This window comes from Pseudonocardia alaniniphila, assembly GCF_022524485.1.
GTDB classification, from domain to species: domain Bacteria; phylum Actinomycetota; class Actinomycetes; order Mycobacteriales; family Pseudonocardiaceae; genus Pseudonocardia; species Pseudonocardia alaniniphila.
Window position 1 is genome coordinate 130,042 of sequence record NZ_JAKXMK010000022.1, and the last position, 26,126, is coordinate 156,167.

The following is a 26,126-nucleotide window of genomic DNA, read 5'->3' on the forward strand; positions in this document are numbered from 1 at the left end:
ACCCGGTCCGGTGAATGGTCGGCGCGCTCGGCGGGCACCCCTGCGGCATGACGGACCGTCCGCACGGAATCGATCCCCAGGAGCTCGCCGACGACGACCTCCGCCGCGAGTTGGCCCACATACACGAGACCCGGCACGACACGCTGCTGCGCGGTAGCGAGACGGCGCTCGAGGTCCACACCCAGCGGATGTTCGCCCTCGAGCGGGAGTTCCTGCGTCGCTTCCCCGAGGAGAGCGCCCCCGACCCGCAGCGCACCCGGGCCGGCAGCCGCGAGCACGCGGGGCAGCCGGTGCCCGGGCGCGACATCACCGGATCGCCCGGCTGAGCGGCCCCGGGAACGCATCCGGAGGTCCGGGCCGACACGTCCCCGAGCGCGACCGGGGTCCGCTCACGCCGCCTCGGGGCGCCCGCACCCGACCGCCTGCTGCACCACACGGACGGGCGGGCGGGGCTTGCGCAGCACGAGGAACGCGATCGACCCGAGGCCCGTCACCACGGCGAGCGCGACGAACGCCCCCGGGTAGCCGGTCGGCCCGTCGGCGAGCGCGCTGACGAGCAGCGGTCCCACCACCAACCCGAGCGAGACGAAGCCCATCGACCAGCCCATGATCGTGCCGAACGAGCCGATCCCGAAGTAGTCGGTGCGAAGGGCCGTCATCGTCGGCCCGCGCAACCCCCACGCGATCCCGTGGACGATCGCCGCGGCCACGACGAGCCCGATGCCGGACACCATGGCGAGCGCGATCAGCACCCCGGTCTGCACCATCATGCAGATCGCCGCGTACCAGCGTTTGTCGACCCGGTCCCCGATGAACCCCGTGACGATCTGGCCGAGCAGTTGCGCGACCGACATCACCGCGACGGTGAGGCCCGCGACCGCGAGCGGTATGCCGTGGTGATGGGTCATCAGCGGGACAAGGTGCAGGTTCACCGCGCTGACCGCCACGAGGGCGGATCCGTGACCCACGATGAGCAGCCAGAACGCGCCGGTGCGCAGCGCGCTGCGCAGGTCGTGGTCGCCACTGCCGGCCTGGTCCTCGGACGCGGCCACGGCCGTCGCCCCGTCGACCACCGCCGGTTCGGAAGCCGTCGCGGCGCCCACGACCGGTCGCGGAGCCCTGTCGGTGGGCAGGACGACACCAGCGGCGAGGCCGACCACGAAGATCACCACGGCCACGCCCATGAACGTGGCGCGCCAGCCGAAGCCGTCGAGCGCCCAGGTCACGAGCGGGACGGCCAGACCGCCGAGCGCCACCCCGGTCGGCAACAGGCCCAGCGCGAGGGTGCGCCGCTCGGTGATCGACTGCACCACCGCGACGGTCAGCGGCATCATCCCGGCGGCGGAGCAGCCGAGCGCGATCACGACGACCGCCCCGACGAAATGGGTGGCCTCACCGACGACGCTGGCCAGCGCGAACCCGACCGCTGTGGTGATCGTCCCGATCCTCGACACGGCCCGGGTGCCGAAGCGGTCGCAGCACCACCCGGTGATCGGCGAGATGAACCCGTTGCCCAGCTGGACGATCGCGTAGCCCAGCGCGATGACCCCTGCCGACCAGCCCGTGTCGGCCGTGATCGCCACGAGGTACGCGCCGAACGCGCTCATGATCAAGCCGTTCTGCAGCGTGAGCAGCACCGAGCCGCCCGCCACCACCCACCAGCCGCTCCTCCTCCGCACCCGCGCCGGCTGCGGGGTCATCGGGCGGTCGGCGCCGTGGCGTCCCGCTCCCCGCTCTGCCGGTCGAACTGCGCGCGGGCCCAGCCCAGATCGGCCTTGCCCGTGTTGAGCCGCTGGACCTCGGGCACCACGGCGACCTGGCGTGGCTTCTTGTAGGAGGCCAGGCGCTCGGCGACGAACGCCGCGAGCTCGTCGGCGTCCGCGTGCGTGCCGCGCTCCAGGGAGACCACGGCGGCCACGGCGCTCCCCCAACGGGGATCGGGAACCCCCAGCACCACGACGTCGCGCACGGCGGGGTGGGCGTGCAGCACGAGCTCCACCTCGTCGGCGTACACCTTCTCCCCGCCCGTGTTGATCACGGAGCTGCCGCGCCCGAGCAGTCGCAGCCGCCCGTCCGCCTCCAGCACGGCCATGTCCCCCGGGATCGAGTAGCGGACGCCGTCGAGGTCGCGGAAGGCAGCGGCGGTCTGCTCCGGCGCGCCGGCGTAGCCCGCCTCGGGCACGACCGGGGCGGCGAGCATGCCCACCTGGCCCGAGCCCGGCGGCACGTCGTTGTCGTCGTCGTCGAGCAGGCGTGCGCCGGCGGCCAGCACGAAACTCGCGTCCTGCTCGTCGACGTTCTTGCGGGTGACCGACGAGTGCGCGTACACCCCGCCCTCGGACGCCGCGATCGTGTCGAGCAGCGTCAGGTCGGCGTAGGCGAGCAGCCTGCGCTTCACCCCGGGGCTCCACACCGCCCCGACACTGCGCATCTTGCGGAGGGAGGCGATGTCGGCCGGGCGGCCGGCGTCGCGCGCCGCGTCGAGGGCGTCGAGCAGCCGCAGCGCGAACGCGTCGCCGACGATGTGCAGCTCGGTGACGCGGTGCCGCGCGATCGCGGCCACGATGTCCTCCCCGGTGACGCTGCGGCCGGGCAGCAACACGACCGGCGCCCCGACGGCCAGTGCACCCAGCGCGCCGTACAGGCCGGTGCCGTGCATCAGCGGTGGGGCGATCAGCGCCACGGTGCCGCGCTCGCCGAACGGCTCGATGTCGAGCGCCTGGTGCAGCGCCTCGACGCCGTCGGCGGGGTTGAGGCCGAGTGCGGAGAACCCGCCCGATCGCACGGCCCGTAGTCGCTCGGCCTGGCTGCCTACCACGGCCTTCGGGTAGCCGGTGGTCCCCCCGGTGAACAGCAGCCACTCGGTGTCGCCCCGCGGGCGCCGCGGGTGCCTCGCGGCGGCGGCGACGTCGGTCCCGAAGCCGACGCCGTCCGCCGCGATCTCCACGAGCACGTCGCAGCCCGCCACCGGCTCCGCCGCCTCGGCGACAACGCCGGCGAGGTCGGCGTCGGCGACCGCGCCACGGGCCCCGGAGCTCGCCAGCAGGTGGCGGACCTCCTCGGCGCGGTAGCGGTAGTTGATGTTGATCGGCACGGCCATCAGCTTCAGCAGCGCGTGCAGTGCCACCAGGTACTCGGGCGAGTTGCGGGCGTTGATGCCGAACCGGTCGCCTGCCCGGATGCCCCGGGCATACAGATATCCGGCCAGCCGGTCGGCGAGCTCGTCGACCTGCGCCCAGGTGAGCTCCCGCTCCCCTGCCGCCACCGCCACGCGCCCGGGCACGAGGTCGGCGATGTGCTCGAAGTGCGAGGCGATGTTGTCGGCGAGTGCTGTCGAGCTCACGTGACGGCCGGCCGCGGTCATCGCGGTTCCGTGGCCGGCACCTGCGGCTCGGCCGCGACCTCCAGCCCGAACAGCCGGGCCGCGTTGTGCAGCATGATGCCCGGTTTCACGGTGTCGCGGATCTCGGTCTTCTCGAGGTCGGCGATCCACCGCTCCGGGGTGAAGAGCGGGAAGTCGGTGCCGAAGAGCACCTTCTTGCGCAACAGCGTGTTGGCGTACTGGACGAGCTGGGGCGGGAAGTACTTCGGCGACCACCCGGAGAGGTCGATGTACACCTGCGCCTTGTGCACGGCGATGGCCAGCGCCTCGTCCTGCCACGGGAACGACGGGTGGGCCATCACGATCGGCATGTCCGGGAAGTCGACGGCCACGTCGTCGAGGAACATCGGGTTCGAGTACTTCAGCCGGACGCCCCCGCCGCCGCGGGTGCCCGACCCCACGCCGTTCTGCCCGGTGTGGAACAGCGCCGGCAGCCCGTGCTCGGCGAGCACCTCGTAGATCGGGAAGGCCACCGGGTCGTTCGGGTAGAACTCCTGGACGCTCGGGTGGAACTTGAAGCCCCGGAACCCGTACTGCTCGATCAGCCGCCGGGCGATCTTGGCCCCACCCTTCCCGCGCAGCGGGTGCACGCTCGCGAACGGGATGATCACGTCGGAGTGCTCGGCCGCGATCTCGCCGATCTCCTCGTTGGTCGGGGCGTGCTCGGCGACATCGCCGAGCGAGTCGATCGTGAACGTCACCGCGGCCATCCGGCGCTCGCGGTAGAACGCCGCGAGCCCGTGCAGGTCCATGCCGAGCACGTCGGACTTGAAGTGGTTCTTCATCTCCGCCATGCGCGCGCTGCCCTCCTCCGACTGCGCGGCGCGGGTGGAGAAGTGCACGTGGGTGTGCATGTCGATGGCGACGAGGTCGGTCGGCGCGAGCCGCTGCTGCTCGTTCATCGGGTGGCCTCCGCTGGCACGTCGGGGGTGTAGGGCTGCAGGTGGGGCGCAAGCTGCTCCGGGAAGACCTCTGCGATCGACTCGGCCGTCCATCCGCCCTCGCGCGAGACCTCGGCCGCGACGGTGGGGTGCGTCCAGACGGTGATCCGGTCGCCGCCGATACCCAGCGCCTGTCCGGTGACGCCCGCTGCGGCACCCGACAGCAGATAGACCAGCAGCGGGGCCACGTCCTCCGCCGTGCCCACGCCGGCCTCGCGGAGCCGGGACGGCACGGGTTCGCCCGCCTCCACTGCCGCCACGGCCTCGGCGAACGCGGGGATGGTGGCGACCATCCGCGTGAGCGCCACCGGGACCAGCGCGTTCACGGTGACGCCGTGGCGGGCGGCCTCGGCGGCGAGCGTTCTGGTCATCCCGACGATGCCGGCCTTGGCGGCCGAGTAGTTGGTCTGCCCGAAGCTCGCCCGCTGGCCCGCGGGTGAGCCGATGAGGACCAGCCTGCCGCCCCCACCCTGCTCGCGGAACCGGGCCAGCGCCGCCCGCGCGCAGGTGAAGGTGCCGCGCAGGTGGGTCTCCAGCACGAGGTCGAAGTCCTCATCGGACATCTTGCCGATCGTCCGGTCGCGCAGCAGGCCGGCGTTGGTGACCATCGCGTCCAGCCGCCCGAAGTGCTCCACGGCGGCGGCGACGAGCGCATCGGCCGTGGCCGTCGGCCCCACCGGCGCGACGACCGGGACGGCCCGGCCGCCCGCCGCGGCGATCTCCGCGACCACGACGGCGGCGGCGTCGGCGTCCACGTCGTTCACGACCACCGCGGCGCCTGCCGCCGCGACCGCCCGTGCGTAGGCCCGGCCGAGACCCCGGCCGGAGCCGGTCACCACCACGACCCGTCCCGCCAGCACCGGATCCCCTGCCGGATCTCCCGTCACGAACCTTCCTCCTTCAGTCGCCGATCACGCACGAGACGTGCGTACCGCGTGACCGGGGGTGGAATGCGCCCCGGTCACGCGGAGCCGATGGTGGCCCTCCCGCGGTCGATCACCACAGTGCCGTCGTCGGTACGGGTGCGGTAGAGAGCCTCGTCTCCCGTGCCGTGCCAGATCTCGACGGTGAGCGCCTGACCGGGCACGACCGTGGCGCTGAACCGGCCGTACATCCCGGTGAGCCGCGCCGGGTCGCCGCCTGCGACCTCCTGCAGCAGCGCGCGTCCGGTGACGCCGTAGGTGCACAGCCCGTGCAGGATCGGCTTCCCGAAGCCCGCCCTCGCCGCGAACGACGGGTCGGAGTGCAGCGGGTTGCGGTCGCCCGAGAGCCGGTAGAGCAGCGCCTGCTCCGGCCGCGTCTCGTACCGCACGCTGCGGTCCGGGGCACGGTCGGGCGCCGCCCAGTCGTCGCGCGGCCCGCGGTCGCCGCCGAAGCCGCCCGCACCGCGGATGAACACCGCGCTGCGGTTGGTGGCGAGCAGCGACCCGTCGGCGAGCACGGCCTCGGACTCGGTGACGACGAGCGCGCCCGAGCCCTTGTCGTACACGCCCGCCACCCGCGCCGTGGCCGTGACGGTGCCCTCCACCGGCACCGGCCGGTGGAGGATGACGGCCTGCTCGGCGTGCACCAGCAGTGCCGGGTCGAACGTGCCGAACGACGGCGGCGGCGCCTGCGACAGGAGCACCGCGAACGTCGGTAGTACCTGCTGCGCCACCCCGTCGGAGTTCTCCGTGGTGAACGCGAGCTCGCTCGTCGGCTCCCCGAGCCCCGCCCCGACGCCCACGGCGTAGAGCAGGGCGTCGGTCGAGGTCCACGACCGGGTGCGCGGCTCTCCCGCGCGCCCGACGGCCGCCGGGTCGATCGCCATCAGCCGGCCTCCGGCACCACGGTGTCCGCCTCCAGCCCGTCGAGGATCGGGTAGTGGCACGCGGTGAAGCGCCGCGGCGCCACCTCCCGCATCTTCGGCTCCTCGGCCGCGCACCGCTCCGTGGCGAGCGGGCACCGCGTGCGGAACCGGCAGCCGCTCGGCGGGTTGACCGGCGAGGGCATCTCGCCGGTGCCCACCTCGGCGGGCACACCGGCGGTCTCCATCGACGGGATCGAGGAGACCAGCAGCCGCGTGTACGGGTGCACCGGGTTGTCGAAGAGGGCCTCGGTCTCGCCCACCTCGCAGATCTTGCCGAGGTACATCACCGCGACCCTGTCACTGATGTTGCGCACCACGCCCAGGTCGTGGGCGATGAACACCAGCGTCAGCCCGTAGCGGCGCTTCATGTCCTCGAGCAGGTTGAGGATCTGCGCCTGCACGGACACGTCGAGCGCCGACACGGGCTCGTCGCAGATGAGCACCTCGGGCTCGAGCACGAGCGCCCGCGCGATCGAGACGCGCTGACACTGCCCGCCGGAGAACTGGTGCGGTCTGCGGTCGGCCACCTGCGCAGGGTCGAGCCCGACGGCTTCGAGCACCTCGGGCACGACCTTGGCCCGCTCGCTGCCGCGGCCCCACACCACCAGCGGGTCGCCGACGATGTCGGGGATTCGCCGGCGCGGGTTCAGCGACGAGATGGGGTCCTGGAAGATCATCTGCAGCTTCGGACGCAGCTGGCGCAGCTCCTCCGCCGACAGCGTGGCGAGGTCGCGGCCCTCGAACAGCACCGACCCCCTGGTGGGGCGCGGCAACTGCATGATCGCCCGGCCGGTGGTCGACTTGCCGCAGCCCGACTCGCCCACAAGGCCGAGGGTCTCGCCCCGGTGGACGTCGAGGCTGATCCCGGAGACCGCGTGCACCGTGCGGCCGCCGCCTGCGGGGAACTCCACGACGAGGTCGTCGAGCCGGAGCACGACGTCGGCCTCGTCCGCCTCGTGCGCCGCCGTAGCGGTCGCCTCCACCTGCGGCGCGGTCACCGGTCGAGCCAGGTGGTCGCGAAGAACTGGTCCCGAGTCAGGTAGCGCACCACGCCCTTGACCTCCGGCTTCGTGATCGTGGACAGGTAGCCGCGGCTGTAGAAGGCCACGGGCAGGTCCTGGTTGGCGAGCAGCTGGACCTGCTGGTACAGGCGCGTGCGCTCGGCCGCGTCCGACGAGGCGGTGGCCTGGTCGAGCAGCGTGTCCATCTGCGGGTTGGAATAGCCGCCGTAGTTGGCGTTGCCGCCGGTGTGGAAGAGGTTCGTCGCGGCCGGGTAGGCCGCGTCGACCGGGCCACCCACCCAGCCGGCGATCTGGAAGTCCTGGCTCTGCACGACGCTCGAGGAGTACTGCGCGAGGTCGAAGAACTGCGGCTGCAGCGTGATGCCGATCGCCGCCATCTGGGCCTGCAGGAACTCCGCGAACGCCACCCGGTTCGGCGCGTTCGTCGTCTTGTACTGGACGGTGGCGCTGCCGCCGCCCGCCACGTACTCCTGGACGAGCTGCTTGGCCTTCTCCGGGTCGTAGGTCGGCCACGCCGCCTCGGCCTCGGGTGTCTGGTAGGCGCTGTCCGAGCCGAAGTACCCGTCCGCCCTGGTCATCCGCGACCGGAACTGCGTGGCGGCGAGGGCGTTGAGGTCGATGCCGCGGATCAGGGCCTCGCGCATCTTGCGGTCGTCGAACGGGGCCTTCTCGACGTTGAAGTAGATGTACTCGGCCCCGTTGCCCGGTCCGTAGTAGACGCGCAGGTTCGGGTTGTCGAGCGCGCGGATCAGCTCGGTGTGGTATCCGCCGAAGATCTCGTCGACGTCGCCGTTCTCGATCGACGCGTAGCGCGACTCGGTGTCGGGCAGCGGACGGAACTCCAGCCCGTCGAGGTAGGGCAGGCCCTTGTCCTTCTGCCAGTAGTCCGGGTTGCGCTCCAGCACCATCCGCGAGTCGCGCGTCCAGCTCACCATCTTGAACGGGCCCGCACCCACCGGGTTGGCCGCGATCTGGTCGCCGTACTGGGTGAGCGCGGCCGGCGAGACGATCGTGCCGAGGCTGCCGCCGGTGAAGCTGCCGGCGAAGGTCACCGGGAACTGCCCGAACGGCCCGTTCAGCGAGAACTCGACGGTCTTCGCGTCCACGGCCCGCATCGACTGGATCGGCTCGGTGAACTTGTGGCCGGGAGAGGAGGCCTTGTCGATGTGCCGCTGCACGTTGGTGATCACGGCATTGGCGTCGAGCGGCGTGCCGTCGCTGAACCGGACGCCGTCGCGCAGGACGAGCCGCCAGGTGCGGCCCTGGTCCGAGCTCTCCATCGACTCGGCCATGTAGGGCTCGACGGTCCCGTCGGGGCCGAGCTTCATCAGCGAGTCGTAGACGGCGATGGCCGCCTGGTTGGTGTTCTGCACGGTCGGGTCGAACCCGACGGCCTCGCGGTCGGTGCCCAGCCGCAGGACGCCGCCGCGCTTGGGCTGGCCCTCTGCCGCGAGGTCGCCCCCGAAGGGGTTGGTGGCCGTGATCCCGTCGCCGGCTCCCGGCGCCGCGGCAGGCGCGACGTTGCTCCCGCATGCGGCGAGCAGCGCCACGCCCAGCAACAGGGCGAGCGCGCCCGCCGCGCGCGACCCTCTTCGGCGGACCCCCCGTCCCGTCGCTCTCGGCGGGCCGGGTGAGCAGCTCCGTTGCTTGCTCATGTCAGCACCATCTCCTCGGTCACGGACGTGCCGGCGGCACTCGTCCCACGTTCGATGTTCCGGGCCTTGGCCTCGGCCCAGGCCGGGCTGCCCACCGGGAACCAGCAGCGGTACTGGTGGTCGGGCGAGCCGGCGTCGCGCAGGGGCGGTTCCTCGGTGAGGCACTTGTCCTGCGCGTAGGGGCAACGCGGGCTGAACTTGCAGCCCGCGGGCGGGTTGATGAGGTCCGGCGGCCGGCCGGGGATCACCTGGAGCCGGACGTGGTTCGGCCCGGCGATCGGCGGCACGGCGTTCATGAGCGCCTCGGTGTAGGGCATCTTCGGCTCGGCGAAGAGCTCCGGCGTGGGCGCCGTCTCGACGATCCGGCCCGCGTACATCACGGCGATGCGGTCCGACCGGCTGCGCACCACCCGCAGGTCGTGCGTGACCAGCAGCATCGCCATCCGCCGCCGTGCCTGCAGGTCGGCGAGCAGGTCCAGGATCTGGGCCTGCACGGTGACGTCGAGCGCGGTGGTGGGCTCGTCGGCAAGGAGGAGCCGCGGGTTGCAGGACAGCGCGATCGCGATCGTCACGCGCTGGCGCATGCCGCCGGAGAGCTCGTGCGGGTACTGGCGCACCCGCCGCTCGGGTTCGGAGAGACCCACCGAGCGCAGCAGCTCGACGGCCCGGTCCAGCGCTTCCTTCTTCGTGACGCGCTCGTGCAGCAGGATCGTCTCGGTGAGCTGCGCGCCGATCCGCTTCACGGGGTTCAGCGAGGTCATCGGGTCCTGCAGGATCAGCGCGATCTCCGAGCCCCAGAAGGCCGAGAGCTCCTTGCCCGACAGCTCGCTGATCTTGGTGCCGTCATAGGTGACGGTGCCCGACACCTCGGTGCCACGGCCGCCGCCGATGAGGCCCATCGCGCGGCGGGTGAACACGGTCTTGCCCGAGCCGCTCTCGCCCACCACCGCGAGCACCTCGCCCGCCTTCAGGCGCAGCGACACGCCCTCGACGGCGTGCACCACACCCTTCTTGGTGTGGAAGCGCACCACGACGTCCTCGGCCGTGAGCAGGTCGCCCCCGTCCGGGACATCGCCCAGCGTGCCGGCATCCAGGACGTCCTCGGCCTGGCCGTTCTCGCTCCGCGTGCCGGTCACAGGTTGCTCTCCTTGACCTCGAACTGCTTGCGGGTGCGCTCACCGATGTAGTTGATCGAGAGCACCGTCAGGAACATGACCGCGGCGGGGAACAGCGAGATGTGCGGGAAGTTGAGCAGCTCGGTGCGGCCACCGGCAATCATCCCGCCCCAGCTCGGCGTGGGCGGCGGGATGCCGAGGCCGAGGAAGCTCAAGGAGCCCTCCACCACGATGAAGACGCCGATCATGATGAAGCCGTAGGCAGCCACCGGGAGCACGACGTTGGGTGCGATCTCCCGGGCGATGATCCGGAGTGGCTTGGACCCGTACGCCCGCGCGGCCTGCACGAACTCCCGCTGGGCCACCGTCAGGGTGGCGGCCCGGCTGAGCCGGATGAACGTGGGCACCGACAGGATCGCGAGGCCGATGATCAGGTTGGTGAGGCTGGAGCCCAGGATGGCGACCAGGGCGATGATGAACACCAGGCCGGGGAAGGCGAGCACCACGTCGGTGACCAGCGCCAGCACCCGCTCGGTGCGGCCGCCGAAGTAGCCGGCCATCATGCCGAGGATGCCGCCCACCAGCGCACCGAGCAGGACGGCACAGATGCCGACGAGCAGCGACGCCCGTGCCCCGTAGATGATCCGGGACAGGTTGTCGCGACCCAGCGTGTCGCCGCCCAGCCAGTGCTGCGGCGTGATCCCGCCGAACACGTTGTTGTAGTCGGGCACCGCCGGGTCCCACAGTGGCAGCAGCGGGGCGAAGACGGCGGAGAGCACCACCGCGCCCAGCCACGCCCATGCGATGTACCAGCCGACCGGCGCGCGATTGGCCCGCTGGATCCGCTTGGCCTTGCCCTTCGCCGCCATCGTCGCGATCGGCACCTGCGTGGCGACGGCGTCGCCGGGGCTCGTGTCCGGGGTCATTCCCGGAGTCGTCGTCTCAGGCATCTCTACGCACCCGCGGGTCGAGGGCCAGGTACAGGAGGTCGATCAGCATGTTGATCACGACGTAGGCGACCGCGACGAACAGCAGCGCGCCCTGAAGGATCATGTAGTCGCGGTTGAACACGGCCTGCACGATCAGCTGGCCGAGGCCGGGGATCGCGAACAGCGTCTCGACGATCACGGTGCCGCCCAGGAGCCGGCCGATGTTCACGCCGGAGAGCGTGATCAGCGAGAACGACGAGGGCCGCAGCGCGTGGCGCATCAGGATCGTGCGTGGTCCCAGACCCTTGGACCGGGCCATGAGGATGAAGTCCTCCTGCAGCGTCGAGATCATGTCCGAGCGCAGCAGTTGTCGGTAGACCGCCGCCTCGGCGATCATCAACGTCAGGCACGGCAGGATGATCGATCTCAGGTTGCCGAGCGGATCCTCGAAGAACCCGACGTACCCGGTGGCCGGCAGGATGCTCGAGACACCACCCGCGAACAGCACGATCAGCACCATGCCGAACACGAAGGTCGGCATCGCGGCGGCGCCGAACCCGATCGTCATCGACGCCCTGTCCACCAGCCGGCCCGGCCGGTAGGCGGAGTAGACCGCCAGCGGGATCGCGATCAGCAACGCCAGGATCTGCGCGACGATCGTGATCTCGAACGTCACCGGTATCCGCTGGGCCAGCGCCTCCACCACCGGCTGTCCGGTGCGGAAGGACCGTCCGAGGTCTCCGGTGACGACACCACCGAGCCAGTCGACGTAGCGCACCAGCAGCGGCCGGTCCAGCTGTAGGTCCACCCGCACCTGCTGCACCTGCTCGGGCGTCGCGTTGTCACCCGCCACGACGACCGCGGCGTCGCCGGGGAGCAGGTCGACCACCACGAACGACAGGAAGGTCACGGCGATCAGCACGATCAGCAGGTGCACGATCCGCTTGCGGATGCGCCGCAGGGCGGGGCGGCGGCTCCCGGCCGGCTTGGCGGGGGTCCCCGGCGGGGTCGGGCCGCCGGCGGGCACGGTCGGGCCAGCCTGTGACGTCAGTGTCATGTCGGCCACGGCGCGCCTCAGCTCGTCCGCAGGGGGAGCGCGGCCACCAGCGGGGTGTCCGCGCCGATCGGTCCCACCGCTGACGCCCCGCCCGGGTCACCGAGCGGGGCGTCACGGCCGGGGAGCGTGTCGTAGAAGAACGCGGCGTTGTCGGCGATGTGGCCGGCCTCGGCGTCGGACGCCTGCTGCTCCAGCACGATCGAGTCCACCGGGCACTCCGGTTCGCAGGCACCGCACTCGATGCACTCCGCCGGGTTGATGTAGAGCTTGCGCTCGCCCGTGTAGATGCAGTCGACCGGGCAGACGTCGATGCAGCTGCGGTCCATGACGTCGACGCAGGCTTCTCCGATGACGTAGGTCATCTCGTTGGTCCCCTTCCGTGGGGGCGCCCTGTCGCGGGGCGCGTGCTGATCGCGAGGTGGGATCGGGTGCGTGTCGGGCTGGTGCGCGTCCTACTCGGGACCACCGTCGAGCCAGGTGGTGGCGAAGAACATGTCGCGCGACGGGTAGCGGTCGATGCCCTTCACCTCGGGTTTGGTGATCGTGGACAGGTAACTGCGGCTGAACCACGCCATCGAGAGGTCCTGCCCGACCAGCAGCTCGACCTGCTGGTAGGCGTTGGTCCGGACCGCCTCGTCGGTGGTGCGCGCGGCCTCGTCGAGCAGCGCGTCCACCTGGGGGTTGGAGTAGTCGCCGTAGTTGGTGTTGCCGCCGGTGTGCAGGAGTCGGGTCGCGCCCGGGTAGGGCACGTCGAAAGCTCCGACCCAGGTGGTGAGCTGGAAGTCGTTGCTCTGCACCACCGCGGAGGAGAACTGCGCGAGGTCGTAGAACTGCACCTTGATGTCGATACCCACGGCCGCCATCTGGGCCTGGATGTACTCCCCGAAGGGCACCCGCGCCTGGGTCGTCTTGAAGGTGAAGCTCGGATCACCGCCCGAGGCCTTGTACTCGGCGATCAGCTGCTTCGCCCGCTCCGGGTCGTACTTCGGCCACGCCTGCGACGCCGCCTCCGTGTGGTACGGGCTGTCCTCGGCGAACAGGCTGGTCGACGGCACGAGCCGGCCGCTGTACTGGCTCGCCGCCAGTGCGTTGAGATCCAGCGAGCTGATCAGCGCCTCGCGCATCCTGCGGTCGTTGAACGGTGCCTTGTTGAAGTTGAAGTAGAGGTACTCGCCTGCGTTGCCGGGCCCGTAGTACACGCGCAGCCCGGCGTTGGAGCTCGCCCGCACGAGTTCCTGGTTGTACCCGCCGAACACGACGTCGACGTCGCCGTTCTCGATCGAGGCGTAGCGGCTCTCGGTGTCGGGCAGCGGGCGGAACTCCAGCCCGTCGAGGTAGGGCATGCCCTGCTGCCAGTACGTGTCGTTCTTGGCGAGCGTGATCCGGGAGTCGGGGACCCACTCCACGAACCGGAACGGGCCCGCGCCCACCGGGTGGCGACCGATGTCGTCGCCGTACTGCTGCAGCGCGGCGGGCGAGATGATCATCCCGAGGCTGCCGTAGGTGATCGGCTGGGCGAACAGCACCGGGAAGTCGCCGAGCGGGGCCTTCAGCGCGAACTCGACGGTCAGTGGGTCCACCGCGCGCATCGACGCGATGTTCGCGGCGAAGGCGTGTGCAGGCGAGGACAGCTTGTCGATGTGGCGCTGCACGTTGACCAGCACGGCGTTGGCGTCGAGGGCGGTGCCGTCGGTGAACTGCACGCCGGGCCGCAGGCCGAGGCGCCAGGTCACTCCCCCGTCGGCGCTGTCCATGGACTGCGCGAGGTACGGCTTGGCCTTGCCCTGCGGATCGACCTTGAGCAGCGAGTCGTACACGGCCAGCGCGGCCATGTTCGAGTTCTGCACCGTGGGGTCGAAGCTGACCACCTCACGGTCCATGCCGAGCTTCAGCGTGCCGCCCGCGCGGGGCGTGCCCTCGGTGGCGAGATCTGCGCCGTAGGGATCGCGCGCCTGCAGCGCGCCGGCGGCCACAGCGCCACGGTCGGCCGCCCCGCACGCACTCAGAAGCACTGCGCAGCACGCGAGCGCCACCGCGGCGACGGCGCGGGACGTGCGACATCGCAATCGCATCTCAGAACACCCCAATGTGTCAGGAACGGCGCTGTGTGAGGAATGGCGCTGTACGAGGAATGGCGAAGTGCCGGGGAACAACGGGTGGGGAAAGCGAGCCGGGCGGGTGTGCCCGGCTCGGCCGCCGCCCCGGACGGGGCGGCGGCCACGGTGTCAGGATCCGGCGACCGGAACGCGCGAGTTGCCGGCGTCGTACTTCTGCACCATCGGGTCGTCGCTGGTGCCGAGCACCCGCCAGTCCTCACCCGGCTCGAGGATCTTCTCCGCCGACCGGATGCTGCGGTAGTCGAGATCGGGGGCGACCGCGGGCGGCTCGCCGCCCTCGGCCACGCTCTTGGCCGCCGCCATCAGCAGCCGGCGCATCCGGATGATCGCCTTGTCGGAGGTGCCCAGCCGCTCCTGCGTGCGGTCGTAGATCGGGCCCATCGACTCGGTGACCATGAAGTCCTGGCTGATGAACTCACGCACGCCGGAGTAGGTGACGTTGCGCTGTTCCGCGCGGTCGATCCCGTAGTCGTTCTCGGCCGTGTAGCGCCGCGGGATGATCCCGTTGCGGCCCACCTCGGCCGGCCCGAACTCGAACGGGCTCAGCGCGAAGAGGTTGGTGCCGCCGACCTCCTGCAGCCCCGGGTTCACGCGAGTGGAGAAGCTGTAGCGCCACGTGTTGTGGTCGTCGATCGGCACGAACAGGCCGTGCCCGGTGCTGAAGGGCACCGACGCGATCACCGTGTTGTACGGGAAGCAGAACGCGCTCATCCGGACGTGCTTGTGCCCGTTGGGGGTGTCGCGGATGCCGACGTACTTGAACCCGTACCAGGTGTCCTCGATCTCCAGCCGCGGTGCGCGGTCGTGGCGCCAGAACTTCCACGACATCGCGTTGCTCGGGTAGCCCGGCTTGTCGCTGCCGTCGTCGGGGATGTCGTCGACACCGTCCCACTGGTGCAGCCACGAGATGTGGGAGGTGTCGAGGTTGCCCTCCATCGCCTGCACCCAGTTGCACGGGGTGTTCAGCTTGGTGGCGGCGACCTGGTCGGGCTCGAGCGACTCGGTGCCGAAGTCGCGGAACGGCGTCATCTTGTCGGCCGGGCCCATGTAGGTCCACACGATCCCGCCCGACTCGTGCGTCGGGTAGGCCTTGGCCGTCACCTTGTCCTTGAACACGCTGTTCGGCGGCTCGCTGGGCATGTCGACGCACGCGCCGTCGGCGTCGAACTTCCAGCCGTGGTACGGGCAGCGCAGCCCGCACTCCTCGTTGCGGCCGAAGTAGAGCGACGCGCCACGGTGCGGGCAGTTCTCCTGGATCAGGCCGACCCGGCCGTTCGTGTCACGGAACGCGACGAGGTCCTCGCCGAGCAACCGCACGCGAACAGGATCGCTGTCCGGTGTGGGCACTTCACTGATCAGCAGAGCCGGCGTCCAGTAGCGGCGCAACAGCTCGCCCATAGGAGTTCCGGGCCCCACACGGGTCAGGAGCTCGTTGTCCTGCGCTGACAGCATCGTCGGCCTCTCTCCAGAGTGGTGGTTGGTGTCGCAGGTGGATCAGGGGGATCAGATGGATCGGGTGGATCAGGTGGTACTGACTCCGGCGGCCGCCGCCTGGCGTTGCTGCTCCAGCAGCGCCACCTGGCGGGCCGAGAGGGCGAGCAGTGGATGGGCTCCGACCTCGGTGAGCTTGTCGAACCCGTCGGCGAGCAACGCGTCGCGCTGTTCGTCGGTGAGCTCTGCGCGCGCCGCCACACTCGCAGGATCGCGCACGAACTCGCTGCGCACCTCCTCGTCGGTGATGACGCGGTGCAGCAGGCGGTTCAGCGGGAAGCTCGCCGGCTCGGGGAAGCGGTAGTAGATGAAGTCGGTGGAGGTGAACTCGTAGCCGCCGAACTTGGGCACGGGGTTGGCGAGCGGCTCGTCCACAGTGGGCTCGGTGCCTGCGGGCACCGGGGGCACGAACTGCACGACGCCGTGGCCGTGGTGGCTCAGGTGCTGGTAGGACAGCAGCGAACCGGGGACGGTGCCACCTGCGCCCGCGAGCACACCCAGCATCACGAACCACGTGAGCAGCTCGCTCTCGCCCACCTCGTCGAGCTGCACCGGGGTGAGGTCCAGCAGTTCCTCGTAGCGGCCTGCGGCCACCTCCTGCAGCACCCACTCGTCGAACGAGAACTGCGGCGCGGTGTAGCGGGCGGTGCCGGGGAAGTGCGACATCCCGCCGCTCGCGAGCACCGCGACGCGCTCGGGGCGGTCGGCGAGCGCCTCCGCGATCGCCTTGCCCAGCGCGAAGCAGCGGCGCGGGCTGGGCAGCGGCGGCAGATAGGCGTTGACCAGCAGCGGGATCACGGGGATGTCCCGGTCGCCCAGCACGTACTCGAACGGCGTGAGGAACGCGTGCCCGAGCTTGGCCTCCTGCGAGTAGGTGAGGTCGATGTCGCGCCCGACCACGCCGTGCAGCAGGTGCGTGGCGAGCTCGGTGTGCACCGGGATCCGGCGCTCCTTCTGCATGTAGTGCGCCTCGGCCTCCGGGGAGAGGATGAGGGTGAAGGTCGGCACCGCCTCCAGCCAGAACGTCTCGAGGTGGTCGATGCCGATCACCAGCAGCGCGTCCGGCCGCGTCTCGTCGAGGACCTGCCCGAAGCGGCGCAGCGCGTCGGTGCTGCCGTCGAGCTTCGCGGGGTCCTCGTGCGGCGGACGGCTCAGCAGCTGCGGGGCGTGCACAGCCGCGGCGGCGGCCACGAACTCAGCCATGGAGCGCTCCCTCCGGGACGACGCCGTCCCTGTCGTCATCGGTGTGCTCTTCACGATCCACGTACCGCACGCCCAGCCGATCGAGCTCGGCGCGCAGCCCGTACATGTCCAGGCCCAGCTCTCCAGCGGCGAGCCGGGCCCGCTTGTCCGCCTCGTTGCGCAGCCGCGCCTCGCCCGCGGCGGCCACGGCAGGCGCCTGGGCGCGGGGAACGACGACCACGCCGTCGTCGTCGGCGACCACGACATCGCCCGGCTCCACGAGGGCGCCGCCCACGATCACCGGGACGTTCACCGAACCGGGGCTCGCCTTGACCGTGCCCTGCGCGCTGACCGCTCTCGTCCAGACCGGGAAACCCATCCGGCGCAGGTCCGAGACGTCGCGCACACCGGCGCCGGTGACCAGGCCGATCACCCCGCGGCTGCGCATGGAGACCGCGAGCAGCTCACCGAACATGCCGTCGGTGGACTCCGAGGTGGTGGACACGACCACCACGTCACCGGGCCGGCACTGTTCGACGGCGGCGTGGAGCATCAGGTTGTCGCCGGGGTGGGAGAGCACGGTGACGGCCCGTCCTGCGATCACCGCACCCTCCTGCACCGGGCGGATCTGCGGGCCGAGTAGCCCGCGCCTGCCCTGCGCCTCGTGGACCGTGGCGACGCCCTGGCGGCCTAGTTGCGCCACCGCGTCGGCGTCGGGTGCGAGATCACTGCGCACGACGAGGTGCGCGTCCGGCCGATTCACCACAGCGTGCTCCCGACAGTGGGGAAGACCATCTGGAACGCCTCGGCGTGGGTGACCGTGCGCGGTGCGCCGTTGCGCACCGCCTGCACCCCGCGCCGTACGGCCAGGTCCTCGTAGTAGTCGATCAGATGTCCCTGCGCGGCGTCCATGCACTTCATGGCCGCTCGCTTGCGCTCGATCACCGGTGAGATGTCCAGGAAGCGGTTGGGCACGAACCCGCACTGCTCGGGCTGGTGCGGCTCGAACGCCATCACCTGGGACGCGCCCAGCGGTGGCGTGTTCCGGTCGGGGAGGCCGGCTGCCTGCGCGATCATCCGGCACCGCAGCACGATCTCGTGGGTGAGCGCGTGGTCCAGGTTGTACGGGTCGCGCTCGGCATGGGTGAGCAGAACGGTGGGCTGCAGCCTGCGCAGCTGCGCGACGATCCCGTCGACCAGGTCGTCGGTGGCGCGCAGGGGGTAGTCGCCGGCGTCGAAGAACATGATGTCGGCCCCGAGTGCCTGGGCCGCCGCGGCGGACTCCTCGGCCCGGATGGCCTTCACCGACTCCAGCGTGGCGTCCGGGGACCGCCACAGCGCCGCGGACTCGCCGCGCTCGCCGTAGGTCAGGCACAGCACCGTGACAGGAGCGCCGTCCTCGGCGCACCGTGCGATCGCCCCGCCCGCCCGCCAGACGAAGTCAGCGGCATTTGCGCTGACCACGACGACGGACGGCCCGTCGTCCCTGCCGGATGGAACCATGTGCTGCTCCTCCAGGCGTCGGGGTCGAGTGGTGTGGACCATAACTCCGCCACTCGGAAGTGGCAACCAGATTGTTAACAATCCCGTTGCCAGTTACGCTCAGCCCCGGAATCGCCGGCCACCGGGACGGCGCGGGGCGAGAGGACGTGCATGACCGCAGGCGGTGGAACTGCGACGACCGACGCGGTCGCCGTAGTGGTGAGCGCCGTTCGCGACGGCATCATGCAGGGCCGGTTCGCCCCGGGGCAACGACTCCCCGAGGCCGACCTCGTCGCCCTGTACGACGCGTCGCGGGGAGCCGTGCGCGCCGCACTGGCGCAGCTGGAGAACGAGGGCATCGTCGAGCGGGAACGCAACCGCGGCGCGCGGGTGCGGCCGATCTCGCTGCAGGAGGCAGTCGAGATCACCGAGGCCCGCGCGGTCGTCGAAGGGCTGTGCGCGGCCAAGGCCGCGGTGAAAGCCACCCCCGACGACCACCGGAAGCTGCGCGAGCTGGGCGTGGCGCTGGCCGCCACCGTCGAGAACTCCGACGTCGTGGCCTACAGTCAGGTCAACCAGCAGATCCATCGCGCCATCCGTGATCTGTCCGGGCACGAGACGGCCGGCCGCATGCTCGACCGGCTGCGCACGCAGAGTGTCCGCTACCACTACACCGTCGCGTTGCTCCCGGGCCGCCCATCGGTCGGCCTGCAGGAGCACCTCGAGGTGATCGAGACCGTCTGCGCAGGCGACCCCGAGGTCGCCGAGCAGCGGATGCGTGCCCATCTGCTCAGCGTGGTCGACGCACTCCACCAGCTCGACGCCAACCTGCACCAGTGGTGAGCGCCGACCGCTCGACCGTGCACCGCCCGAGTACTCGACGAGGAGGCCGGAACATGTCCGATCGAATCCGCACCACGCACGTCGGTAGTCTGCCGCGACCTGCGGACCTGCTGGCACTGATCAACGCCAGCGACCGTGGCGAACCGGTGGACGAGGCCGCTCTCGCGGCCACCGTCGAGTCGGCCGTTCACGACCAGGTGCGTCTCCAGGCCGAGACCGGGATCGACATCGTCAGCGACGGCGAGATGAGCAAGATCGGCTACGCCACCTACATCCGCCACCGGATGAGCGGGTTCGAGATCGGCGACGCCCCGCGCGCCACCCCGGCCGACCTCGACGCCTACCCCGACTACAAGGAGCAGCTGCACCGCTCCGGGGCCACCGTGGCCTACCTGCGCCCGATCTGCCGGGGCCCCATCGAGTACGAGAACTTCGAGCCGCTCGAGACCGACCTCGCCACGCTGCGGTCCGCCATGGACGCCGCGGGCGTCGAGACCGCGTTCATGAACGCTCCGTCGCCGGGCATCACCGCGCTGTTCCAGCCCAACGAGTACTACCCCGACGAGGACACCTACCTGGGCGCGATCGCCGACGCGCTGAAGGTGGAGTACGACCGCATCGTCGCGGCGGGCTTCGATCTGCAGGTCGACTCCCCCGACCTCGGGATGGGCCGGCACAACAAGTACAAGGCGCTCTCCGACGAGGAGTTCCTCGTCCGCGCCGAGGTGCTCGTCGAGGTCCTCAACCACGCGCTGCGCGACGTGCCGGCCGACCGCGCCCGCATCCACCTGTGCTGGGGCAACTACGAGGGCCCGCACACCTTCGACATCGCGGTGGAGAAGGTGGCCGACCTGGTGCTGCGCGCCAAGCCGGCAACGATCCTGTGCGAGGCGGCCAACCCCCGCCACGGCCACGACTGGGCAGGCTGGGCTGCGGCGAAGATCCCCGACGACAAGGTCTTCGCGCCCGGCGTGATCGACACCACCACCAACTTCGTGGAGCACCCGGGCCTCGTCGCCGAGCGCATCCTCCGCTACACCGACATCGTCGGGCGCGAGCGCGTGATCGCCAGCACCGACTGCGGCTTCGGCACCTTCGCCGGCTGGGGCGGCGTGGTGCCCGAGCTGGCCTGGGAGAAGCTCCGCTCGCTCCGCGACGGCGCCGCCATCGCGACCGAAAAGCTCTGGTGACCACCGTCCCGATCCCCTTGTGATCACCCGAACGTAGGAGGCACGACATGGAGTTCCTGGTACGCGCGGAGAACCGCTTGCCCCCGGAGACCCCGGAGGAGGAGCGCAGCCGCCTCAAGAAGGGCGAACGCGCGCGGGCGGACGAACTACGCGCTGCCGGGAACCTCAAGCGGCTGTGGCGGGTGCCGGGCCGCAACGCGACGATCGGCCTGTACGAGTGCACCGACGCCACGGAGCTGCACGACGTGCTGTCCTCGCTGCCGATGTTCCCGTGGATGGACATCACGGTCGAGGTCGTCGCCACCCACCCGCAGGAGCAGTGACCGTGGCAACGTTCGTCCTCCTGCACGGCGCGTGGCACGGCGGCTGGGCCTGGCGGAAGGTGGAGCCGTACCTGCGCTCCGCGGGGCACGAGGTGCTGACCCCCACCCTCACGGGAGTCAGCGACCGGGCTCATCTGCTCAGCCCGGCCGTCGGCCTCGACACCCACGTCACCGACGTCGTCGCACTGCTCGACGCCGAGGGCGCGACCGACGTCGTCCTCGTCGGCCACAGCTACGCGGGCCAGGTGGTCACAGGCGTCGCCGACCGCCGGCCCGAGGCACTGCGGCGGCGGGTGTACCTCGACGCGTTCTTCGGCAACGACGGCGAGGCCGCGATCGACCTGCTCCCGCCGCATGTCGCCGAGCACTACCGCGAGTCGGTGGCCGGGCCCGGCTTCGGCTGGCTCATCCCGGTGCGGTCGCTGCAGGCGCTCGGCGTCACCGACGAGGCCGACACCGAGTGGCTCACCGCACGGCTCACGCCGCACCCGTGGCGCACCTACACGGAGCCGCTCGCGCTGAGCGGCCGTCAGGACGAGGTCCCGGCGGTCTTCGTCGAGTGCACCGACTGGATGCGGGTCTTCCGCGCCCACAGCGAACGGGCCGAGAGCGCGGGCTGGCCCGTGCTCACCGTGCCCACCGGCCACGAAGCGATGGTGACCGCTCCGGAAGCACTGGCCAAGATCCTGATCGACGCGGCGGCCTGAAACACACACCGAGCACTGCACCGGGAAGGCGACGATGGAGTTGCAAACACCAACACAAGGCGCTGAGACAGTGGCCGAGGCCTTCCTGGTGCAGCTGCGCCGGCGCGGGGTCGAGCGGCTATTCGTCAACAGCGGCACCGACTTCGCGTCACTCGTGGAGGCCTACGCCCGGCGCAAGGACTCCGGCCTCGACCTGCCCGACGTGGTCGTCTGCGCCCACGAGAACCTCGCGGTGTCGATGGCCCACGGTTCCTACCTCGGCGACGGGCGGGTGCAGGCGGTCATGCTGCACACGAGCGTCGGCACCGCCAACGCGGTGTGCGCGGTGTTCAACGCCGCCCGCAGCCGGGTGCCCGTGCTGCTGACCGCGGGTCGCACACCTCTGTTCGAGCACTCGATGCTCGGCTCCCGCGACGCCCCGATCCACTGGGCGCAGGAGATGTTCGACCAGGCCGGGATGCTGCGCGAGCTCGTGAAGTGGGACTACGAACTGCGCGACGGCGCCCACGTGCAGGACGTCGTCGACCGGGCGCTCGACATCGCCACCACGGAACCGCGCGGCCCCGTCTACCTGTCTCTCCCGCGGGAGGTGCTGGCCGGTCCGGTCTTCGGCCCCCAGGACGCCGCCGCCCCCGCCCTGCCCTCCACCGCGCACCCGGACCCCGCCGCCGTCGCCCGGCTCGCCGACCACCTGGCCTCGGCCACGTTCCCCGTGATCATCACCGGGGACGCCGGCGCCGACCGGCGGGCCGTGCCGCTGCTCGCCGAGCTCTCCGAGCGGTTCGGCATCGCCGTCGTCGAGAGCGGCGTGCGCCACGTCAACATCCCGGCCGACCATCCGCTGCACGCCGGTTACGCCGTCGGCGAGGTGCTGGCCGAGGCCGACGTGGTCTGTGTTCTCGACCTCGACGTGCCGTGGTTGCCCGGCTCCTCCACCCCCCGCGCCGACGCCGTGGTGGTGCAGTGCGGGCCCGACCCCAGCTTCTCGCGGTACCCGATGCGCACCCACCGCACGGACCTGACGATCACCGCGAACGTCACGGCCCTTCTGCCTGCGCTCACCGCCGCGCTGGCCGAGCGCGCGGTCGACCCCGGCCGGGCCGATCGCCTCGCCGCCCGCGTGGGCGGCTGGCGCGAGCGGCGGGCGCGGCTGCTCGAAACGGAGTCCGCCGCCGGGGGACCCATCACCAAGGCGTTCCTCAACACGGCGCTCGCGCAGGTGCGCCCGTCCGACGCGGTCGTCGTCAACGAGTACTGGGCCTCGCCCGAGATCCTCGGCTCGACCGTTCCCGGCACCTACTTCGGCACGCCACCCGCAGGCGGGCTGGGCTGGGGGCTTCCCGCGGCCATGGGGGTGCAGCTCGCGCGCCCGACGACCACCGTGATCGCCACACTCGGCGACGGTGCCTACATGTTCGCCAACCCGGCCGCGTGCCACCAGGCGATGGCCATGCACCACCTGCCGGTCCTCACGGTGGTGTGCACCAACGCGCACTGGGGCGCGGTGCAGTCGTCGGCCCTGCGGATGTACCCGGACGGTCACGCGGCGGGTGCCCCCGAGCTGTCCCCGCTCGCCCGGCTCGACCCGGCGCCCCGGTTCGCCGCGTACGCGGAGGCATCCGGTGGCCTCGGCCTGCACGTCACCGAGCGCGCGGAGCTGGTGCCCGCCCTGCAGCGCGCACTGCGCACCGTGCAGGACGAGCGCCGGCACGTACTCGTCGATGTGGAGTGCGCCTGACCTGATCGCTCGATCCTCGGCGCGCCGGGTAACGCGGATCGCGAGATCCGCGAGAATGACGCCGCAGTCCGTAGAGGATCAAGGAGCTCGACGATGGCCGTCGCGCGCGGGGCGGGCTCTGCCGCCAGCTCGATCGACGCCGCGCGCGCCCGCCGGGTTCTCGACGCGCTGGCTCCCGCGATCGTCTACCTCCTGGTGCGTCTCGCCGGGGTCGGCGTGCTCGCCGCGATGGCCGCGCACGACGGGGCATCGCTGCTCGGCGAGCTGACGAGCTGGGATGGCCGCTGGCTGCTCGCCATCGCCGAGCACGGCTACGACGGCGTCCCGGCCGACATGGTCGACGCCACCGGCCACCGCTCCCCCGAGACGCCGCTCGGGTTCTTCCCGGGATACCCGGGCCTCGTCGCCGCGGCCCGCCTGCTGACCGGCGGCAACCTCGTGGCCGCCGGTCTGCTCGTCAGCACGGCCGCGGGTATCGCGGCGGCGTTCGGCCTCACCCGCCTCGGCGAGTCGGTGCCCGGCGGCTCGCGGCGGGCCGGGCTGCTTCTCACCTGCCTGTTCGCCGCCTCGCCGATGGCGGTCGCCCTCTCGATGACCTACACCGAGGCCCTGTTCTGTGCGCTCGCCGTGTGGGTGCTCGTCGGCGTGCTGCGCGAGCAGTGGATGCTCGCGGGGCTGTGCGCGGCGGGCGCCGGGCTGGTGCGACCCACCGGCAGTTCGCTCGTGGCCGCGGTCGGGCTGGCTGCGCTGGCCGCCGTGATCCAGCGGCGCGGCGGGTGGCGGCCGTGGGTCGCGGGAGCGCTCGCAGCCGCGGGAGCCCTCGGCTACGTCGGGTACGTCGCCACCCGCACAGGCGTCCTCGGCGGCTGGTTCGTGATCCAGCGGGAGGGATGGGGCTGGCACCTCGACGGCGGCGTGGCGACCGTCCGCTGGCTCGCCGAGGTCCTGACGTCCAGCGGGAACGTGTTCGACCTGCTCACCGTGCTCAGCCTGGCGGGCAGCATCGCGCTGTTCGTGGTGGCCGTGATCATGCGGATGCCGTGGCCGCTGCTCGTGTACGGCGGGCTCGTGCTCGTCACCACATGGGGCACGGACGGCCTGATGAACGCCAAGCTCCGGGTGCTGCTCCCGGCGTTCGTGCTGCTGCTCCCGGTCGCGATCGGCCTCGCCGCGCGCCGGAGGGCCACAGCCGTGGCGGTCGTCGTGGCGGCAGCGTTCGCGTCAGCCTGGTTCGGCGCGTACGCCCTGACGATCTGGCCCTACGCCATCTGACCGCGCGCGTGTTCTCGTTGCGCCGTATCGATCACACCACCGTCGGCCGGCCAGGCCTCCGTGTCTTTCCACGCGGCGATCGTGTCGGCCGACTCGAACGCCGCGTGCGTCCGCAGGTACTCGTCGAGTCCGGTGGGCCGGCGTCCGATCAGGCGGTCCACGTCGGGGCTGACGGGTTCGGCGAGCCCTTGCCGGAACAGGCCGAAGAGCTCCCGGAAATGGTCGGCCTCCCACCACGCCATGCCTCGCTTCTGGAACTGGCGTCGCAGCTCCCACGGTGTGAGCTTCACGGTCTCGACCGTTCGGCCGATCCTGGCGCCGACCTGTTCCGCGATCTCGTCGAAGGTCACGGCGCGAGGACCGGTGAGCGCCAGGGTGTGACCGACCCACCGGGGATCCATGAGCGCTTCCGCACCGCACTCGCCGATGTCCCGGGCATCGATGTAGTTGATGCCGGCAGGCCCGAGCGGATCGATGACCTTCCCGGTGTCGCGCAGGATCGGCAACACGATCCGGTCGATCAGGAACTGCATGAACGTGCAGGGCCGAAGGACCACAAAAGGCTGGCCGGAGTGCGTCAGCACCTGCTCGACCTCCCAGTGCCTGCGCGTCGCCTCGGGCCCGTCCGGCGTCACCGCCGCGGTGGTGCCGGAGACCTTGACGATCCGGACGCCGGTTCGGCGCAGCACCCGAATCATCTCCAGCTGGATGTCGGTCGAACGGGGATCATCGGGCGTGAGCAGAAAGGCCGCATCGAGTCCGTCGGCCGCATCGAGCAGCGAGGACTGCAGATGCGGCGTACAGCAGCGGATATCGGTTCCTTCCGGCAAAAGACGCAATGCGCGCTGCGGGTCTCTGGTGAAGACCCGGGTATGCACGCCACGAGCGCGCAGCGCCCGGACCACATGAGGACCGACGATCCCGGTCGAACCGATCACCAAGACTGACATCGAGTGAGCTCCTGCGCCTCAGCTGGACTGGGATGAGGACACGCCGTCGAGGTACGGCGATCCGACCGGCGCCGCGACCGGTTCGCCGATGCCCCTCCACCGGTGCCCGCCGGAATCGATGACGGCGACGCCGAGAATTCGTTTCCCTGCCTCGCGCGCCGCGGCGCGCGGCGTCACATCGACGGCGATGCGGGATCGCTCATACATCGTGATAGTCATAGTTTATGACCGAATCTCACGGTAGCTCAACGCCCGCGGCAAGGGCAAGTTTCCGAGGCCGACCACCCCATCGGAAACAGCGATCCGCACATCAACGACCGTTTTTCACACTCAAGAAGGTCACACGGGTTGATCAACCCGAATGTGCCGGAGAATCGACCACCGCGCTAACGAGCCTGATGCCGGCGCTGATGCTCGGTGACGTCGATCAGTGCTTCCTTGAACCGCGTGAACGTGTCGTGTCCGAGACGGCGCGCGTGCCGCTCCTGGATCGACGTCATGATCGTCTCGGCGGTCCGCATCTGCTCCAGCCCACGCTCCGTGGGGCAGACCAGTTTGGCCCTGCGGTCGCCGGGATCGGGCTTGCGCTCGACGTAGCCGAGCGCCTCCAGCTCGTCGATCACCGTGCCGATCACTTGCTTGTGCTGGCCGGAGAGCCGTGCCAGCTCCGTCGCCCGGACACCGGCTGCCTCGATGTAGGCCAGCACCGCGCCGTGGCGGGGATGCAGGTCGGCGAAGCCGTTCGCCGCCAGCGTCGAGAAGAGTTCGTTCTGCACGGCGAACAGCAGGCGCCCGGCCAGGACCCCGAGGTCGGGGTCGGTGTGGATGTGGGCGTCGGCGCTGTTCCGTTCGGCCCGGGCGACCATCCGATGCCTCCTCAG

General features: G+C 71.1%; 25 protein-coding genes. 7 read left to right on the forward strand and 18 right to left on the reverse strand.

Features of this window, described 5'->3' with window-relative positions; translation table 11 throughout:
• The first annotated feature begins 47 nt into the window (after window positions 1-47).
• Window positions 48-326 carry a DUF6158 family protein gene (locus MMF94_RS24645; protein ID WP_241039536.1) on the forward strand — a complete coding sequence of 93 codons (279 nt, stop codon included), beginning with the start codon at window positions 48-50 and terminating at the stop codon, window positions 324-326.
• A 63-nt stretch (window positions 327-389) separates the two neighbouring features.
• On the opposite strand, the gene MMF94_RS24650 is transcribed toward MMF94_RS24645, so the two are convergent.
• The 16 genes from MMF94_RS24650 to MMF94_RS24725 form a co-directional block, all read right to left on the reverse strand.
• On the reverse strand, window positions 390-1,700 hold the full coding sequence (locus tag MMF94_RS24650) for an MFS transporter (RefSeq protein WP_241039537.1): 1,311 nt from the start codon (window positions 1,698-1,700) through the stop codon (window positions 390-392).
• Window positions 1,697-3,364 carry an AMP-binding protein gene (locus tag MMF94_RS24655; protein ID WP_241039538.1) on the reverse strand — a complete coding sequence of 556 codons (1,668 nt, stop codon included), beginning with the start codon at window positions 3,362-3,364 and terminating at the stop codon, window positions 1,697-1,699. Before MMF94_RS24655 ends, MMF94_RS24650 begins: the two co-directional genes overlap by 4 nt.
• On the reverse strand, window positions 3,361-4,284 hold the full coding sequence (locus tag MMF94_RS24660) for an amidohydrolase family protein (RefSeq protein ID WP_241039539.1): 924 nt from the start codon (window positions 4,282-4,284) through the stop codon (window positions 3,361-3,363). The genes MMF94_RS24655 and MMF94_RS24660 overlap by 4 nt, the downstream gene beginning before the upstream one ends.
• A complete protein-coding gene (locus MMF94_RS24665) occupies window positions 4,281-5,183 on the reverse strand; it encodes an SDR family NAD(P)-dependent oxidoreductase (RefSeq protein ID WP_241039603.1) in 903 nt (300 codons plus the stop codon). The genes MMF94_RS24660 and MMF94_RS24665 overlap by 4 nt, the downstream gene beginning before the upstream one ends.
• Window positions 5,184-5,284: 101 nt before the next feature.
• Window positions 5,285-6,133 (reverse strand): MaoC/PaaZ C-terminal domain-containing protein, encoded by an 849-nt coding sequence (locus MMF94_RS24670; RefSeq protein WP_241039540.1) that lies wholly within the window; start codon window positions 6,131-6,133, stop codon window positions 5,285-5,287.
• The gene (locus tag MMF94_RS24675; RefSeq protein ID WP_241039541.1) at window positions 6,133-7,170 is read right to left on the reverse strand and encodes an ABC transporter ATP-binding protein; all 1,038 of its coding nucleotides are present in this window, start codon (window positions 7,168-7,170) and stop codon (window positions 6,133-6,135) included. Before MMF94_RS24675 ends, MMF94_RS24670 begins: the two co-directional genes overlap by 1 nt.
• On the reverse strand, window positions 7,167-8,849 hold the full coding sequence (locus MMF94_RS24680) for an ABC transporter substrate-binding protein (RefSeq protein ID WP_241039542.1): 1,683 nt from the start codon (window positions 8,847-8,849) through the stop codon (window positions 7,167-7,169). Before MMF94_RS24680 ends, MMF94_RS24675 begins: the two co-directional genes overlap by 4 nt.
• The gene (locus tag MMF94_RS24685; RefSeq protein WP_241039543.1) at window positions 8,846-9,985 is read right to left on the reverse strand and encodes an ABC transporter ATP-binding protein; all 1,140 of its coding nucleotides are present in this window, start codon (window positions 9,983-9,985) and stop codon (window positions 8,846-8,848) included. The genes MMF94_RS24680 and MMF94_RS24685 overlap by 4 nt, the downstream gene beginning before the upstream one ends.
• Entirely contained in the window at window positions 9,982-10,914 is a 933-nt protein-coding gene (locus MMF94_RS24690) for an ABC transporter permease (protein ID WP_241039544.1), read from the reverse strand. Before MMF94_RS24690 ends, MMF94_RS24685 begins: the two co-directional genes overlap by 4 nt.
• A complete protein-coding gene (locus MMF94_RS24695; protein ID WP_241039545.1) occupies window positions 10,907-11,950 on the reverse strand; it encodes an ABC transporter permease in 1,044 nt (347 codons plus the stop codon). Before MMF94_RS24695 ends, MMF94_RS24690 begins: the two co-directional genes overlap by 8 nt.
• Before the next feature lie 17 nt (window positions 11,951-11,967).
• The gene (gene fdxA / locus MMF94_RS24700) at window positions 11,968-12,312 is read right to left on the reverse strand and encodes a ferredoxin (RefSeq protein WP_241039546.1); all 345 of its coding nucleotides are present in this window, start codon (window positions 12,310-12,312) and stop codon (window positions 11,968-11,970) included.
• Between the two features lie 90 nt (window positions 12,313-12,402).
• Window positions 12,403-14,022 (reverse strand): ABC transporter substrate-binding protein, encoded by a 1,620-nt coding sequence (locus tag MMF94_RS24705; RefSeq protein WP_241039547.1) that lies wholly within the window; start codon window positions 14,020-14,022, stop codon window positions 12,403-12,405.
• Between the two features lie 153 nt (window positions 14,023-14,175).
• The gene (locus tag MMF94_RS24710; protein WP_241039548.1) at window positions 14,176-15,519 is read right to left on the reverse strand and encodes a Rieske 2Fe-2S domain-containing protein; all 1,344 of its coding nucleotides are present in this window, start codon (window positions 15,517-15,519) and stop codon (window positions 14,176-14,178) included.
• A 69-nt stretch (window positions 15,520-15,588) separates the two neighbouring features.
• Complete coding sequence (locus tag MMF94_RS24715) at window positions 15,589-16,761, reverse strand: DODA-type extradiol aromatic ring-opening family dioxygenase (protein WP_241039549.1); 1,173 nt, start codon at window positions 16,759-16,761, stop codon at window positions 15,589-15,591.
• The gene (locus MMF94_RS24720; RefSeq protein WP_241039550.1) at window positions 16,754-17,506 is read right to left on the reverse strand and encodes a 4-carboxy-4-hydroxy-2-oxoadipate aldolase/oxaloacetate decarboxylase; all 753 of its coding nucleotides are present in this window, start codon (window positions 17,504-17,506) and stop codon (window positions 16,754-16,756) included. The genes MMF94_RS24715 and MMF94_RS24720 overlap by 8 nt, the downstream gene beginning before the upstream one ends.
• Window positions 17,500-18,243, reverse strand: a complete 744-nt coding sequence (locus MMF94_RS24725; RefSeq protein WP_241039551.1) for a PIG-L deacetylase family protein — start codon at window positions 18,241-18,243, stop codon at window positions 17,500-17,502. The genes MMF94_RS24720 and MMF94_RS24725 overlap by 7 nt, the downstream gene beginning before the upstream one ends.
• A 150-nt stretch (window positions 18,244-18,393) precedes the next feature.
• Here MMF94_RS24725 and MMF94_RS24730 point away from each other — a divergent pair, with 150 nt between their 5' ends.
• From MMF94_RS24730 to MMF94_RS24755, 6 genes are all read left to right on the forward strand, one after another.
• Window positions 18,394-19,065, forward strand: coding sequence for a GntR family transcriptional regulator (locus MMF94_RS24730; protein ID WP_241039552.1), 672 nt, complete (start codon window positions 18,394-18,396; stop codon window positions 19,063-19,065).
• A 53-nt stretch (window positions 19,066-19,118) separates the two neighbouring features.
• On the forward strand, window positions 19,119-20,255 hold the full coding sequence (locus tag MMF94_RS24735; protein WP_241039553.1) for a cobalamin-independent methionine synthase II family protein: 1,137 nt from the start codon (window positions 19,119-19,121) through the stop codon (window positions 20,253-20,255).
• A 47-nt stretch (window positions 20,256-20,302) separates the two neighbouring features.
• Window positions 20,303-20,578 (forward strand): muconolactone Delta-isomerase family protein, encoded by a 276-nt coding sequence (locus MMF94_RS24740; RefSeq protein ID WP_241039554.1) that lies wholly within the window; start codon window positions 20,303-20,305, stop codon window positions 20,576-20,578.
• A gap of 2 nt (window positions 20,579-20,580) precedes the next feature.
• Window positions 20,581-21,285, forward strand: coding sequence for an alpha/beta fold hydrolase (locus MMF94_RS24745; protein ID WP_241039555.1), 705 nt, complete (start codon window positions 20,581-20,583; stop codon window positions 21,283-21,285).
• Between the two features lie 70 nt (window positions 21,286-21,355).
• Window positions 21,356-23,023: a thiamine pyrophosphate-requiring protein gene (locus MMF94_RS24750; RefSeq protein WP_241039556.1), complete on the forward strand. Its 1,668-nt coding sequence runs from the start codon at window positions 21,356-21,358 to the stop codon at window positions 23,021-23,023.
• A gap of 93 nt (window positions 23,024-23,116) precedes the next feature.
• The gene (locus tag MMF94_RS24755; RefSeq protein ID WP_241039557.1) at window positions 23,117-24,295 is read left to right on the forward strand and encodes a hypothetical protein; all 1,179 of its coding nucleotides are present in this window, start codon (window positions 23,117-23,119) and stop codon (window positions 24,293-24,295) included.
• On the opposite strand, the gene MMF94_RS24760 is transcribed toward MMF94_RS24755, so the two are convergent.
• Both MMF94_RS24760 and MMF94_RS24765 read right to left on the reverse strand, forming a co-directional pair.
• The gene (locus MMF94_RS24760) at window positions 24,283-25,245 is read right to left on the reverse strand and encodes an NmrA family NAD(P)-binding protein (protein ID WP_241039558.1); all 963 of its coding nucleotides are present in this window, start codon (window positions 25,243-25,245) and stop codon (window positions 24,283-24,285) included. The genes MMF94_RS24755 and MMF94_RS24760 overlap by 13 nt on opposite strands.
• A gap of 386 nt (window positions 25,246-25,631) precedes the next feature.
• Complete coding sequence (locus tag MMF94_RS24765) at window positions 25,632-26,111, reverse strand: MarR family winged helix-turn-helix transcriptional regulator (protein WP_241039559.1); 480 nt, start codon at window positions 26,109-26,111, stop codon at window positions 25,632-25,634.
• Between the last annotated feature and the right edge of the window lie 15 nt (window positions 26,112-26,126).